The sequence below is a fragment of the Acetatifactor muris genome (assembly GCF_024623325.1).
Lineage (GTDB): Bacteria > Bacillota > Clostridia > Lachnospirales > Lachnospiraceae > Acetatifactor > Acetatifactor muris.
Map to the genome: position 1 here is coordinate 76381 of NZ_JANJZD010000001.1, position 12539 is coordinate 88919.

The following is a 12539-nucleotide window of genomic DNA, read 5'->3' on the forward strand; positions in this document are numbered from 1 at the left end:
GCAGCGCAGAAACAGGCAGGAGAATATATGGAAAGAAGCGAGATAGAGGCGATTGTCCGTGAAGTTCTGCAGAGAACAGTGAATATGCAAAGCCATGCCGGCGGGACGGGAAACGGACCGGACACGACGGTTGCCGGCAGAGTACAGCACCGGACGGTGGCACCTCGGACTGCCATGTCCCTTGGGCTGGCTGTGAAGCTGATTGAGAAAATTGAGGCGAAGGCGGCAGAGTGGGATATGCGTGTAGTCACCGCCGTCTCGGACGCTTCCGGAAGACCCGTGGCTGTCCACTGTATGGACGGGGCCTATGCGGGAAGCTTCGATGTGGCGTTGAACAAAACATATACATCCATAGCATTTCAGATGTCCACGGAACAGTTGGGGACTTTAAGTCAGCCGGGAGGAAGCCTGTACGGCATTCAGTTTACCAACGGGGGACGAATTGTTATCTTCGGAGGAGGCGAGCTGCTGCAAAGGGAAGGAATCATTGTCGGAGCGCTGGGGGTCAGCGGCGGAAGTGCACAGCAGGACACGGCGCTGGCGGCATATGGCAGAGATATATTTAAAAGTGTGGAACAGGAGGTGCAGTTGTGCTTATAAATGAGAATCTGGTACAGGACATTGTACAGGAAGTAGTGGCGAAAATGCAGATCGCGGAAGCACCGGGCGGGAAGCATGGTGTCTTTACGGATATGAATGACGCCATTGCGGCCGCGAAAGCATCCCAGGCCGTCATTCGAAGAATGTCTCTGGACCAGAGAGAACAGATTATCAGCAATATCCGCAGGAAAACCCATGAAAATGCGGAAATCATTGCCAGAATGGGCGTAAACGAGACAGGGATGGGCAATGTGGGACATAAGATATTAAAGCATAAGCTGGTGGCAGACAAGACGCCGGGCACGGAAGATCTGAAAACCACCGCATGGTCCGGTGACAGAGGCCTTACTCTGATTGAGATGGGGCCCTTTGGAGTCATCGGTGCCATTACCCCCTGTACCAATCCCAGCGAGACCGTTATCTGTAACTCCATCGGTATGATTGCAGCAGGGAATACCGTAGTATTCAATCCACATCCCCAGGCCATCAGGACTTCCATTTTTGCCCTGAATATGATTAACGAGGCATCTCTGGAGGCAGGAGGACCGGACAATGTGGCGTGCACGGTGGAAAAGCCCACGCTGGAGACCAGCGGTATTATGATGAAGCATAAAGACATTCCGCTGCTTGTGGCCACCGGAGGCCCGGGTGTGGTGACAGCGGTACTTTCCTCCGGAAAAAGAGGAATCGGTGCCGGGGCAGGAAATCCCCCGGCAGTGGTGGACGAAACGGCGGACATCAGAAAGGCTGCCGAGGACATTGTAAACGGCTGTACTTTTGACAACAATCTTCCCTGTATAGCCGAGAAGGAAATTGTGGCGGTGGAATCCATTGCGGACGAGCTGATGCATTATATGATATCCGAACAGGGCTGCTACCTGATTTCAAAGGAAGAGCAGGACCGACTGACAGCCACCGTGCTCACACCCAAAGGATTGAACCGCAAATGTGTGGGGCGGGATGCGAAAACGCTGCTGGGCATGATCGGCATAACGGTGCCTGACAATATCCGCTGCATTGTCTTCGAGGGAGAGAAGGAGCACCCGCTGATTGCGGAGGAACTGATGATGCCCATTCTGGGTGTGGTTCGGGCCAGGGATATTGACGACGCCATTGAGAAAGCTGTGTGGCTGGAGCATGGCAATCGACATTCCGCACATATTCATTCTAAGAACATAGACAACATTACAAAATACGCAAGGGAAATTGACACGGCGATTCTGGTGAAAAACGCGCCTTCCTACGCGGCTCTGGGCTTCGGAGGAGAAGGCTACTGTACCTTTACCATTGCCAGCCGCACAGGAGAGGGACTGACCAGCACAAAGTCCTTTACCAAGAGCAGACGCTGCGTTATGTCGGACAGCCTGTGTATCCGGTAAAACGGAAGTGTTCTTTTCAAAACAATCTGAAAAGAAACGGAAAGGAACATGCCTGTGGAGAACTGTATGGTCTGCGAAAGAATTGACAGGATTAAGGAAGGGAAGAACCCATACTTTGTCAGGGAATTGCATACGGGATATGTGGTCATTGGTGACCACCAGAGGATTAAGGGATATACCGTATTTCTTTGCAGGGAGCACGCGACGGAGCTGCATTTTTTGGAACCTTCCTTCAGAGATGAATTCCTGCATGAGATGGCGGTTGTGGCGGAGGCTGTTTATAAGGCTTTCAAGCCCGATAAACTGAATTATGAGCTTCTGGGTGCAGGAGGCGGCGTCCATATGCACTGGCATCTGTTTCCCAGGAGAGAAGGGGATGTGCCTACAAGAGGACCTGTCTGGCAGTTAGGGCAGGAATTGGTGGCGGAGGAATATCTGCCTTCTCCGGAGGAGCTAAATGACTTAAAGGCGCGCCTGAATGCAGAACTGGATAAAATCCTGGGCAGTGTACAATAGCAGGCAGCCGACAGCAGTGCGGAAGGCAGAAGCAACAAACAGAGAGGAGAATAAAAATGGCGGATACGGCACAGATAGAAGAGATTGTGAAACAGGTGCTGGCCAGTATGTCCGGTGTGGTAAGCCCCGGCTCCGGAGAGAACAGCGGAGCAGCCGGTGGGGTAAAAGGCAGTATACCAAAGACAGCACATGTGGCGATGCTTACAGCTCTGGAACATTTTGACGTAAAGGAATTTCCCATGCCGGAAGTGGGTGACGAAGACATTCTGGTAAAGGTGGAGGGCTGCGGCATCTGCGGCACGGATGCCCATGAATTCAAGAGAGATCCCTTCGGGCTGATTCCTGTGGCTCTCGGACACGAGGGTACCGGAGAAATTGTGAAGATGGGGAAAAACGTGAAGAAGGACAGCGCCGGCAAGGATCTGAAAATCGGAGACAAGGTGGTTACCTGTATGATTTTCAAGGATAATCCGGATATCACCATGTTCGATCTGAACAGGCAGAATGTGGGAGGCGCCGATGTGTACGGTCTCCTTCCCGATGACGATATCCATCTGAACGGATGGTTTTCCGATTATATTCTGATTCGAAAGGGCTCCACCGTATTCAATGTCAGTGACCTTGACTTATACTCCAGGGTGCTGATTGAGCCCTGCGCAGTGTTGATTCACGCGGTGGAACGGGCAAAGAGCACGGGAATTCTTCGTTTCAACAGCAACGTGGTGGTACAGGGATGTGGCCCCATAGGCTTGATTTGTATCGCAATTTTGCGTACAATGGGTATCAACAGAATCGTGGCGGTGGACGGGGAGCAGAAACGTCTGGATTTTGCGAAGGAGCTGGGCGCTTCCGATTCCGTGAATTTCAAAGAGCATAAAGGAATTGAGGCTCTGACGGCGGCAGTACAGGAGAAATGCCAGGGACATCTGGCGGATTTTGCATTCCAGTGTACCGGTTCCCCTGCAGGGCATTCCAACATTTACAAATTTATCCGCAACGGAGGCGGACTTTGCGAGCTGGGATTCTTTATCAATGGCGGAGATGCTACCATCAACCCGCACTTTGATATCTGTTCCAAGGAAATTACCACCGTGGGAAGCTGGGTGTATACTCTGCGGGATTATGCCACTACTTTTGAGTTCCTGAAAAGTGCGAAGAGAATCGGCCTTCCCATAGATAAACTGATCACCCATACCTACCCGCTGGAGGAGATCAACCAGGCGCTGAAGACCAATCTGGCCATGCAGGGGCTGAAGATAGCAATCATCAATAAGCAGTGAAAACGGGAAAGGAACGGAAGGAGAGGTCCATGGAAAAGGAAACTTTCGGGAAAGAGAAGCCTTCTGTGAAAGGAAAGAGAACAGCGAAAGAAAAAAGGCTTCCGGAAGAGAAAAAGGCTGCGGAAGAGAAAAAGGCTGTGGAAGAAGCGGTAGGACTTCTGGAGGTATACGGACTGACCTGTGCGTTTCTTGCGGCGGACGCCGGCTGCAAAGCGGCGGATGTCAGGCTGGAGACCTTTGACAAGAACAAGCCGGCAAATGCGGATTCGCTGCCGGTACCGTTACTGGTGACGGTGAAATTCCGGGGAAGTGTGGCGGCTGTGGAAGCCGCTATGGAGGCCGGGGAGAACATGGCGAAGTCCCTGACCGGTGTGGTACAGCGGCATATCATTGCCAGACCCACAGGCGATACGGAAAAAATGCTGAAGCTGAGTGCTTTTGACAAAAGTTGAGGAGCCGGGGGATTTGCACGAACTGTTACAAAAACAAATAAAGAAATCAGACGAAAAACAGAATGAAATCCCATGAAATCATGGGAGATGAAAGGAGAACATTATGGCACAGGAAGCATTGGGAATGGTAGAGACAAGAGGGTTGACAGCAGCTATTGAGGCTGCGGATGCAATGACCAAATCGGCGGAGGTGACGCTGGTGGGCACCGAGAAAATCGGTTCCGGACTGGTAACGGTTATGGTGCGCGGGGATGTGGGAGCTGTCAAGGCTTCTGTAGAGAGCGGTTCCGCAGCGGCCAGCAGACTGGGCGAACTGGTGGCAGCCCATGTGATTCCCAGACCCCATTCGGATGTGGAGAAGATTCTGCCGAAGATTTAATGCAGCTGTTCCACAGAGCGGAACGAATGCGATAGATTCGACATTGAACAGGAGAAACACAGGTAAAGGAGCCGGTCAATGGGCAATACATCATTAGGCTTTATCGAAATCCCGGGTGTGGTCGCCGCTGTGGACGCACTGGACATTATGTGCAAGACTTCCGGCGTGGAACTGGCTACCTGGGAGAGAAAACTGGGCGGAAGACTCGTCACCATCGTGGTAAAAGGTGATGTGGCCTCTGTGACGGAGGCGGTGGAGACTGCTTCCAGAAAGGCGATTAAGAAGCCTGCGGCAAGCGGTATCATCGCCAATCCCCACGAAGAAATCATGAGACTGGTGGAGCTGAGCGCCAGCAGATTCATGAGCCGGGAAACGGGCGCCGCCGGGCTTGACGAACGGACAATCCAGGAAGTGTAGGGATTGCGGAACTTAAAACAGCAGTATGCCTGAACAGTGCCCGGAAGAATTTATGGCCGCCAAAGCGGCCGGGAATTCTTCCCAGGAGGGGCACTGGAAGGACATCATAGCGCGAAGAACACGCGCATTGCGGAACTATAATAGGAGAACAGAATATGGCACAGGAAGCATTGGGAATGGTGGAAACAAGAGGTCTGGTAGCGGCAATTGAGGCGGCGGACGCCATGTGCAAGGCCGCAAATGTAAGTCTGGTAGGTACCGAGAAGATCGGCTCCGGACTGGTAACGGTTATGGTGCGCGGAGATGTGGGAGCGGTAAAGTCTTCCGTGGAAGCGGGCGCGTCAAGTGCTTCCAAACTGGGCGAGCTGGTAGCCACCCATGTAATCCCCAGACCCCATAACGATGTGGAAATGATTCTTCCCCATGTAACGATGTAAAAGGGAACTCTCACTGTCCCGGGAAAACGGAGGAACAGCATGGAACAACAGACAGTTGAAATGATTACACAGATGGTGCTCGAGACCATTGGCAGGATGGAAGAGAGGTCGAATGGCTATCAGGTGCCTGTGGGCGTATCCGCCAGGCATATCCATCTGACCCAGGAGCATGTGGAGACTCTGTTTGGGGAAGGGTATCATCTGACGAAGAAAAAGGACCTGATGGGCGGACAGTATGCCTGCAATGAGACTGTAACCGTGGTGGGTCTGAAACTGCGGGCCATTGAGAATGTGCGGGTTCTGGGGCCTGTCAGGAAGGCATCCCAGCTGGAGATATCTGCCACGGATACCATGAAGCTGGGTGTGGCCGCTCCTGTCAGAGAGTCCGGCAATATCGCCGGAAGCGCGCCGGTGGCGGTGGTAGGTCCAAAAGGAGTAATCTACCTGAAGGAAGGCTGTATCATAGCCATGAGACATATTCATATGTCACCGGCAGATGCGGCGGCAGCCGGGGTTCATGACGGAGATATTGTGTCGGTTAGAGCAGATAATGAGCGGGGAACGGTCTTCAACCAGGTAAAAATCCGCGTGAATGACAGCTTTACTCTGGAGATGCATATCGACACGGACGAGGCAAATGCCAGCAAGATTAAGACCGGAGACAGGGTGACGATTATTCGTTAGACAGCAGCGGTCCATCCGTTCGCTTTCAGAAGAGCAGTTTGCGCGGCGGTCTTCTGCCGGGGCAAACTGCTGTGACAGGAGATACATACCATGATTATAGGGAAGGTAGTGGGAAGTATTGTTTCCACCCGTAAAAGTGAGAAGCTGGTGGGGAATAAATTTATGATTATTGAGCCTCTGAAGGAGATGACTGCAGGGGCTGCCCGTTTTGTGGCCATTGACAATATCGGTGCGGGCATCGGTGAGACGGTGCTGGTGGCAACGGGAAGCGCCGCCCGGGTGGGAATGGAAAATGTGCCTGTGGATGCGGCGATTGTGGGAATTGTAGATGAGTGAAGCGGGAATGCAGAGAAGAGAGCGCCGAACCGAAAAAGAGTCACATGGGATTCGGGTGGACAGGAGCTGCCGTAAAGGATATCTGTGAAAGCGGCAGAGAAATGATGCGGGGAAATTTGTCGGAGAATAAAGTATGGAAATACAGGATTTAAAAGAGGCTCTGCGGGAGAACGGAGTGGTCGGCGCGGGAGGCGCAGGCTTTCCCACTTACGCGAAGCTGGACAGTCGGGCGGAAATCATATTGATGAACTGTGCCGAGTGTGAACCGCTGCTGAAACTGCACAGGCAGCTTCTGGAGCAGCGGGCGGAAGAGATTCTGCGGACATTTGACAGAATTGCCCGGACGACAGGAGCCAGGGAAGCCATTATCGGCATTAAAAGAGAATACAAAGCGGCCTTAAAGGCCATTGACAGATATATAGACGATTATCCTGCCATGCGGGTACAGCTGCTGGACAGTGTATATCCCATGGGGGATGAGGTGGTGCTGATTTATGAAGCCACAGGAAGGGTAATCCGGCCGGGAGGTCTTCCCATAGAGGAAGGTGTGGCTGTCTTCAATGTAGAGACGGTGTACAATGTATACCGGGCTCTGGAGGAGCAGACTCCCGTGACAGACAAGCTGGTCTCGGTGGTGGGGGAAGTAGAGCGGCCGCTGACTTTGCGCGTGCCTGTGGGAGCCTGTCTTCGTGATGTGGTTGCGCATGCGGGAAACATCACGGTGAAAGAACCCGCATTTCTGGTGGGAGGTCCCATGATGGGGAATCTGATGAGCGGGGATGCCGTGGTGACCAGAACAACAAATGCTGTAATCGTATTGGATAGAAGTCATACGCTGATACAGAGGAAGAACAGGAATCCGGCCATAGACTTAAAGCGGGCGGCATCGGCCTGCTGTCAGTGTGAGACCTGTACGAGTCTGTGCCCCCGTCATGCGCTGGGACATCCCATAGAACCCCATAAGTTTATGCGCAGCGCAGCAAACAGGGATTTTCAGGATACCAATGTCTTTCTGAATACTTTTTTCTGCAGTTCCTGCGGCCTGTGCGAGAATTTTTCCTGTCCTCAGGGACTGGCGCCCAGGAGCCTGATTGCGGACTACAAGCTGGGGCTGCGGAAAGCGGGAGTGAAAGTGCCGCAGAATGTTCAGTCTGTTCCGGTAAAACAGAGCAGAGAATATCGCAGGGCGCCGGAGGAGAGGCTTGAGGCCAGACTGGGGCTGACCAGGTATGAGGCAGAGGCCCCTTTGCAGCCGGATGACTGCTGGAGAAAAGCCGGGTTGATTCAGAAGGTAAAAATTATGCTCAGCCAGCATATCGGTGCACCGGCTGTGCCTGTAGTGGAAAAAGGCGATCAGGTGGTAACGGGGCAGTGCATTGCCCGGCCGGCGGAAGGACTGAGCGTGGCCATTCATTCTTCTGTGGACGGAATCGTACAGGAAGTGACAGCGCAATATATTGCAATACGGAAAACGGAAATAAAAGGAATGTAAATCCATTTCAAAATGACAGTTTTCCCGAAGTATATCAACAGCAGTGAAAGAACGGGGAGAGATCACATACATGGGCAAAGCGTTGGGAATGATAGAATTTAAGACAGTATCTGCCGGTGTGACGGCTGCGGACGCCATGGTGAAGACAGCCGCTGTGGAGCTGGTGGAAGCACAGACGGTATGTCCCGGTAAATATATAGCTTTGATCACAGGAGATCTGAGCGCGGTGGACGCCGCGGTGGATACGGCAAAAGTACAGTTTGGGGAGCAGCTGATAGACAGCTTTGTGTTGGGCAATCCGCACGAAGGCATTTTCCCTGCAATCTATGGAACTACTCATGTGGAGCATATCAGCTCGCTGGGAATACTGGAGACCTTTGATGCCTCCGCTGTTATTGTGGCGGCCGATGTGGCGGCGAAAACGGCTGATGTGGAACTGATAGAACTTCGGATTGCAAAGGGAATGTGCGGTAAATCGTATGTGTTTCTCTGCGGGGAGGTGTCTGCGGTAGAGGCAGCCATTGCCAGAGCCAGGGAGAGTGTGGCTCGGAGCGGTATGTATCTGGATTCGACGGTGATTGCCCATCCGGATCCCCAGATCTGCAGGTCAATTTTATAAGGGCATTTCTTTTTCGGAAGCCGGAGAAGGCGTGACCGGCGGAGCAGAAGCGAACAAGGGACGGATGGGAATGGAAGGCATTCCGGAGACAGGATGGGGCCGGAGGAGAATGTAAACGATATGGAAATGCACAGGGAAGGGCGTGGTCAGATGCTGGCGGTAGAGCGAAGAAACCTGATTCTGGAAAAACTGCAGGACGAGCGTAAGGTAGTGGTCAGTGAGCTGAGCGCTCTTTTTGACGTCTCAGAGGAAACGATTCGCCGTGATCTGGATAAACTGGACAGGCAGGGACTGGCGGTGAAAAGCTATGGCGGAGCGGTACTGAATGAGAACGCGGGGCTGGACATGCCTTTTAATGTCCGCAAAAAGAGAAACAGCAGGGAAAAGCAGGAAATCGGGGCTCTGGTGAGCGGCCTGATTCAGGAGGGGGAACATATTATTGTGGACCCCAGCACCACGGCAGTGGCCGTGGTCAAGGCGCTGAAGAGCAGGAAGAAGCTGACTGTCATCACCAGTTCCATTGAAGTGATGATTGAACTTTCGGATGTAAGCGGCTGGGAGGTGATCTGTACAGGGGGAACGCTTCGGGAGAATTATCTGACGCTGACCGGTTCCAGGGCTGAGGACGTGATACGTTCTTTCAATGCGGATAAGGTAATTTTGTCCTGTAAGGGTCTGGACAGGGAGAAAGGCGTTACAGACGCCCATGAGATGCTTTCCCGACTGAAGCAGGCCATGCTGCAGTCAGCCAGACAGCGGATTCTTGCGGTAGACCACTCAAAGTTCGGCAATGTGGCGTTTTCGCGAATCTGCGAGCTTCAGGCGATTGATATTGTAGTGACGGACAGACGGCCTGATGAACAATGGATGGAGTACTTCGCGGAGAATGGAATAGAGTGTCTGTATGATTCAAATGGACAGTGAAATCAAATGGGTTCAAAAGCGCGGGGAATTTCCGGAGCTGGCGATGGCGGCAGAAGAGTATGTCCGTAGGAACAGACAGCATTAAAAAAGCAGCAGGCACGGCGGAAGCGTGAACAAAGGCGGAGGAGAATGCCGGGAAACGGGCCGGACATTGTCTGCTGCCCATTCAAATATTGCATTGAGGGACCGGAGCATTGACCTGAAAAGGGTGACAGACCGGTCTTTTTGTATTCATATGACCTGGGATCGAGTATTATTTATATTTTTCTTGACACATCATATGAAAAAAAGATAAGATAAAAGAGACAGGTTATGGATAGGAGTGAATAATATTACTGCAGATGGCTTGCAGGCAGATAAAGGAGGGTGTTTTATTGAAGAAAAATGAATTGTACCTGAATGATTATGCACAATTATGCAGAGAGGCCGATGGCCTTGAGCCGGAAATGTTCGATAAATATGAAGTACAGAGGGGACTGCGCGATAAGAACGGAAACGGTGTGGTGACGGGACTTACCAACATATCCCGCATTGACGCTTTCAAGACGGTGGACGGTGTGAAGACCCCCTGCGAAGGTAAGTTGTGGTATCGGGGATATGACTGTATTGAACTGGTGAAAGGATTTCGGGGAACCCGATTCGGATTCGAGGAGGCGGCGTATCTTCTGCTGTTCGGCAATCTGCCCAATGAAAAGCAGCTGAAAGAATTCCGCGATATGCTGGCCGCCAACAGGACTCTGCCCACGAACTTTACCAGAGATGTGATTATGAAGGCTCCCAGCAGTGACATTATGAATTCCCTGACCAGAAGTGTGCTGACCCTGGCTTCTTATGACAGGAACTGCAGCGATACCTCTGTGGAGAATGTGCTCAGGCAGTGCCTGAACCTGATCAGTGTATTTCCCATGCTGGCGGTCTATGGATATCATTCCTACAATCATTATCAGAACGACGAAAGCATGTATATACATCGTCCGTCCAGAAAGCTGTCCACGGCGGAAAACCTTCTGATGATGCTCAGACCGGACAAAAGCTATACAGAGCTGGAGGCAAGCGTGCTGGACATTGCGCTGGTTCTGCACATGGAACATGGCGGCGGTAATAACTCCACCTTTACCACACGCGTGGTGACTTCTTCCGGTTCGGATACGTATTCCGTGATTGCTGCGGCGTTATCCTCCCTGAAGGGGCCAAAGCACGGCGGTGCGAATATCAAGGTTGTGGAAATGATGCAGGATCTTGAGAAACATGTGTCCGACTGGGAAGACGAGGATGCGGTGCGGGATTATCTGAAAAAGATTCTGAATAAGGAAGCTTTTGACCGCAAGGGGCTGATTTACGGCATGGGGCACGCGGTATATTCCCTCTCCGACCCCAGAGCTCAGGTATTTAAGGGATTTGTGCATCAGCTGGCTTCTGCAAAGGGCAGAGAGAAAGATTTCGCGCTGTACTCCATGATAGAGCGCATGGCTCCTGAAGTGATTGCGGAGAAAGCGCGCATTTACAAAGGTGTAAGCGCCAATGTGGACTTTTACAGCGGTTTTGTATACAGTATGCTGGAGATTCCTCTGGAAATGTTCACTCCCATATTTGCCATTGCCAGAATTGTGGGATGGAGTGCTCACAGAATTGAAGAGCTGATAAACATGGATAAAATTATCCGTCCTGCCTATAAGAGTGTGATGCGGGAGCAGGAATACATACCGATGAATGAGAGATAACAGTCCTGTCTGAGGGGATACTCGACGTCACCGGGATTGAGACTTGATTTATTTTGCAGAGATGCTGGCTGCAGAGAAACAGAATGGAAACGAGGCGTATCATGCAGGAGAAAAGGTATACAATGCATTCTGATAAGAAACAGGGGCGGATGGCGAATCTGGAAATGCTTCGATGTGTTGCAATGATGATGGTGGTGGTGCTGCACTATCTGGGAAAAGGAGAGCTGCTCTCCGATCTGGCCGGGGACAGGCTGGGAGCGGGAGCGGTTGCTGCCTGGCTGCTGGAAGCCTTTTGCATTGTGGCTGTGAATGTGTATATGCTGATCAGCGGCTACTTTCTGTGCTGCTCTTCCTTTAAAGTAAGCCGTCTGATACGGCTCTGGCTGCAGGTGTGGGTGTATTCTGTGGGGGTTGGCCTGCTGGGAGCGCTGTCAGGTGTGCTGACAGGAGTCGATTTTGACGCACATTATCTGCTGACGCTTGTTTTTCCCATTTCCATGGGGCATTACTGGTTCATGACCGCGTATGTGTTCCTGTATCTGCTTCTGCCTTTTGTGGCGGCCGCGGCGGGGCGGATGACCCGGCAGCAGCTGCAGGCAGCACTGAGCCTTTTACTTTTTACATTCTGTATTCTGAAAAGTGTTCTTCCCCTGCGCCTGGAGACAGACGGGATGGGATATGATTGTCTGTGGTATCTGTGTGTCTTCCTGACCGCCGCATATATCAGGCGGTTCGGGATTCCCTTTCTGGAAAAAAGTAAAAACTGCCTTTTCCTGTATGTGGGAGGCTGTCTCCTGATCTTTGGGGGAACATTTCTTCTGCGGGCAGTGTATCTGCGGACGGGCAGTCTGGGACGAATGCTGAAGATGTGCCTGGAATACAATCATATTCTGCCGTTCCTGGCGGCGGTGGGACTGTTCGGCGCTTTTGCCCGGATGAAGCTTAAGGGCAGGTGCGCGGAGCTGTTCTGCAGAATTGGTCCCTGTACCCTGGGAGTCTATCTGCTTCACGAGAATCTGGGATTTCGGTATGCCTGGCAGAGCTGGTTCGGGGCCGGAAAGGCAGCGGCGGCCATGGCGGAAGGTGGTCCGGGGGCGGTCGGCACACTGCTTTTGTGGACGGCGGCAGCGGTATTGGGGATATTTGTCTGCGGCATTTTTGTGGACATGCTGCGGAAGGGAATATTTGATTTGCTTCACAGAGGCCTGTTGAAGTTCCGGGCATATGGCGGACTTCTGAAAAGGCTTGAGAGGGTGGATGGGCTGTTTGTCCCGGAGAAGGAAGCCAGAGAGTGAGGAAGATT

Annotated in this window: 16 protein-coding genes; all 16 read left to right on the top strand. The window is 52.2% G+C overall.

The genetic code is table 11. The features are described from left to right. Positions 1 to 27: 27 nt before the first annotated feature. On the top strand, positions 28 to 600 hold the full coding sequence (locus NSB25_RS00395; protein WP_103239587.1) for a GlcG/HbpS family heme-binding protein: 573 nt from the start codon (positions 28 to 30) through the stop codon (positions 598 to 600). After that, entirely contained in the window at positions 591 to 1979 is a 1389-nt protein-coding gene (locus tag NSB25_RS00400) for an aldehyde dehydrogenase family protein (RefSeq protein ID WP_103239588.1), read from the top strand. Before NSB25_RS00395 ends, NSB25_RS00400 begins: the two co-directional genes overlap by 10 nt. Positions 1980 to 2045: 66 nt before the next feature. Further along, a complete protein-coding gene (locus tag NSB25_RS00405) occupies positions 2046 to 2495 on the top strand; it encodes an HIT family protein (RefSeq protein WP_103239677.1) in 450 nt (149 codons plus the stop codon). Between the two features lie 56 nt (positions 2496 to 2551). Continuing rightward, the gene (locus NSB25_RS00410; RefSeq protein ID WP_103239589.1) at positions 2552 to 3775 is read left to right on the top strand and encodes a zinc-dependent alcohol dehydrogenase; all 1224 of its coding nucleotides are present in this window, start codon (positions 2552 to 2554) and stop codon (positions 3773 to 3775) included. A 137-nt stretch (positions 3776 to 3912) separates the two neighbouring features. After that, positions 3913 to 4227 carry a BMC domain-containing protein gene (locus tag NSB25_RS00415; protein WP_103239678.1) on the top strand — a complete coding sequence of 105 codons (315 nt, stop codon included), beginning with the start codon at positions 3913 to 3915 and terminating at the stop codon, positions 4225 to 4227. 103 nt (positions 4228 to 4330) lie between these two features. After that, the gene (locus NSB25_RS00420; RefSeq protein ID WP_103239590.1) at positions 4331 to 4606 is read left to right on the top strand and encodes a BMC domain-containing protein; all 276 of its coding nucleotides are present in this window, start codon (positions 4331 to 4333) and stop codon (positions 4604 to 4606) included. A 78-nt stretch (positions 4607 to 4684) separates the two neighbouring features. Beyond that, positions 4685 to 5023 (top strand): BMC domain-containing protein, encoded by a 339-nt coding sequence (locus NSB25_RS00425; protein ID WP_103239591.1) that lies wholly within the window; start codon positions 4685 to 4687, stop codon positions 5021 to 5023. Between the two features lie 155 nt (positions 5024 to 5178). After that, positions 5179 to 5460, top strand: coding sequence for a BMC domain-containing protein (locus tag NSB25_RS00430; RefSeq protein WP_103239592.1), 282 nt, complete (start codon positions 5179 to 5181; stop codon positions 5458 to 5460). A gap of 39 nt (positions 5461 to 5499) precedes the next feature. After that, a complete protein-coding gene (pduL, locus tag NSB25_RS00435; RefSeq protein WP_103239593.1) occupies positions 5500 to 6144 on the top strand; it encodes a phosphate propanoyltransferase in 645 nt (214 codons plus the stop codon). Positions 6145 to 6234: 90 nt separating this feature from the next. Beyond that, the gene (locus NSB25_RS00440; protein WP_103239594.1) at positions 6235 to 6480 is read left to right on the top strand and encodes a EutN/CcmL family microcompartment protein; all 246 of its coding nucleotides are present in this window, start codon (positions 6235 to 6237) and stop codon (positions 6478 to 6480) included. Further along, complete coding sequence (locus NSB25_RS00445; RefSeq protein ID WP_172455069.1) at positions 6477 to 6632, top strand: hypothetical protein; 156 nt, start codon at positions 6477 to 6479, stop codon at positions 6630 to 6632. The genes NSB25_RS00440 and NSB25_RS00445 overlap by 4 nt, the downstream gene beginning before the upstream one ends. Beyond that, positions 6614 to 7972, top strand: a complete 1359-nt coding sequence (locus NSB25_RS00450) for a 4Fe-4S dicluster domain-containing protein (RefSeq protein WP_103239595.1) — start codon at positions 6614 to 6616, stop codon at positions 7970 to 7972. The genes NSB25_RS00445 and NSB25_RS00450 overlap by 19 nt, the downstream gene beginning before the upstream one ends. A gap of 70 nt (positions 7973 to 8042) precedes the next feature. Beyond that, complete coding sequence (locus NSB25_RS00455) at positions 8043 to 8591, top strand: BMC domain-containing protein (protein ID WP_103239596.1); 549 nt, start codon at positions 8043 to 8045, stop codon at positions 8589 to 8591. A gap of 93 nt (positions 8592 to 8684) precedes the next feature. After that, positions 8685 to 9515 carry a DeoR/GlpR family DNA-binding transcription regulator gene (locus NSB25_RS00460; RefSeq protein WP_306817521.1) on the top strand — a complete coding sequence of 277 codons (831 nt, stop codon included), beginning with the start codon at positions 8685 to 8687 and terminating at the stop codon, positions 9513 to 9515. Between the two features lie 341 nt (positions 9516 to 9856). Next, entirely contained in the window at positions 9857 to 11236 is a 1380-nt protein-coding gene (locus NSB25_RS00465; protein ID WP_103239598.1) for a citrate/2-methylcitrate synthase, read from the top strand. A 122-nt stretch (positions 11237 to 11358) separates the two neighbouring features. After that, entirely contained in the window at positions 11359 to 12531 is a 1173-nt protein-coding gene (locus NSB25_RS00470) for an acyltransferase (RefSeq protein WP_172455070.1), read from the top strand. Positions 12532 to 12539: the final 8 nt, after the last annotated feature.

What these genes read in the sequence shown, in the direction of transcription:
- NSB25_RS00405 (WP_103239677.1), top strand. Translation starts at nt 2,046, where the DNA reads ATGGTCTGCGAAAGAATTGACAGGATTAAGGAAGGGAAGAACCCATAC.
- NSB25_RS00425 (WP_103239591.1), top strand. Translation starts at nt 4,685, where the DNA reads ATGGGCAATACATCATTAGGCTTTATCGAAATCCCGGGTGTGGTCGCC.
- NSB25_RS00410 (WP_103239589.1), top strand. Translation starts at nt 2,552, where the DNA reads ATGGCGGATACGGCACAGATAGAAGAGATTGTGAAACAGGTGCTGGCC.
- NSB25_RS00450 (WP_103239595.1), top strand. Translation starts at nt 6,614, where the DNA reads ATGGAAATACAGGATTTAAAAGAGGCTCTGCGGGAGAACGGAGTGGTC.
- NSB25_RS00430 (WP_103239592.1), top strand. Translation starts at nt 5,179, where the DNA reads ATGGCACAGGAAGCATTGGGAATGGTGGAAACAAGAGGTCTGGTAGCG.
- NSB25_RS00455 (WP_103239596.1), top strand. Translation starts at nt 8,043, where the DNA reads ATGGGCAAAGCGTTGGGAATGATAGAATTTAAGACAGTATCTGCCGGT.
- NSB25_RS00440 (WP_103239594.1), top strand. Translation starts at nt 6,235, where the DNA reads ATGATTATAGGGAAGGTAGTGGGAAGTATTGTTTCCACCCGTAAAAGT.
- NSB25_RS00465 (WP_103239598.1), top strand. Translation starts at nt 9,857, where the DNA reads ATGGCTTGCAGGCAGATAAAGGAGGGTGTTTTATTGAAGAAAAATGAA.
- NSB25_RS00460 (WP_306817521.1), top strand. Translation starts at nt 8,685, where the DNA reads ATGGGGCCGGAGGAGAATGTAAACGATATGGAAATGCACAGGGAAGGG.
- NSB25_RS00420 (WP_103239590.1), top strand. Translation starts at nt 4,331, where the DNA reads ATGGCACAGGAAGCATTGGGAATGGTAGAGACAAGAGGGTTGACAGCA.
- NSB25_RS00470 (WP_172455070.1), top strand. Translation starts at nt 11,359, where the DNA reads ATGCATTCTGATAAGAAACAGGGGCGGATGGCGAATCTGGAAATGCTT.
- NSB25_RS00395 (WP_103239587.1), top strand. Translation starts at nt 28, where the DNA reads ATGGAAAGAAGCGAGATAGAGGCGATTGTCCGTGAAGTTCTGCAGAGA.
- pduL (WP_103239593.1), top strand. Translation starts at nt 5,500, where the DNA reads ATGGAACAACAGACAGTTGAAATGATTACACAGATGGTGCTCGAGACC.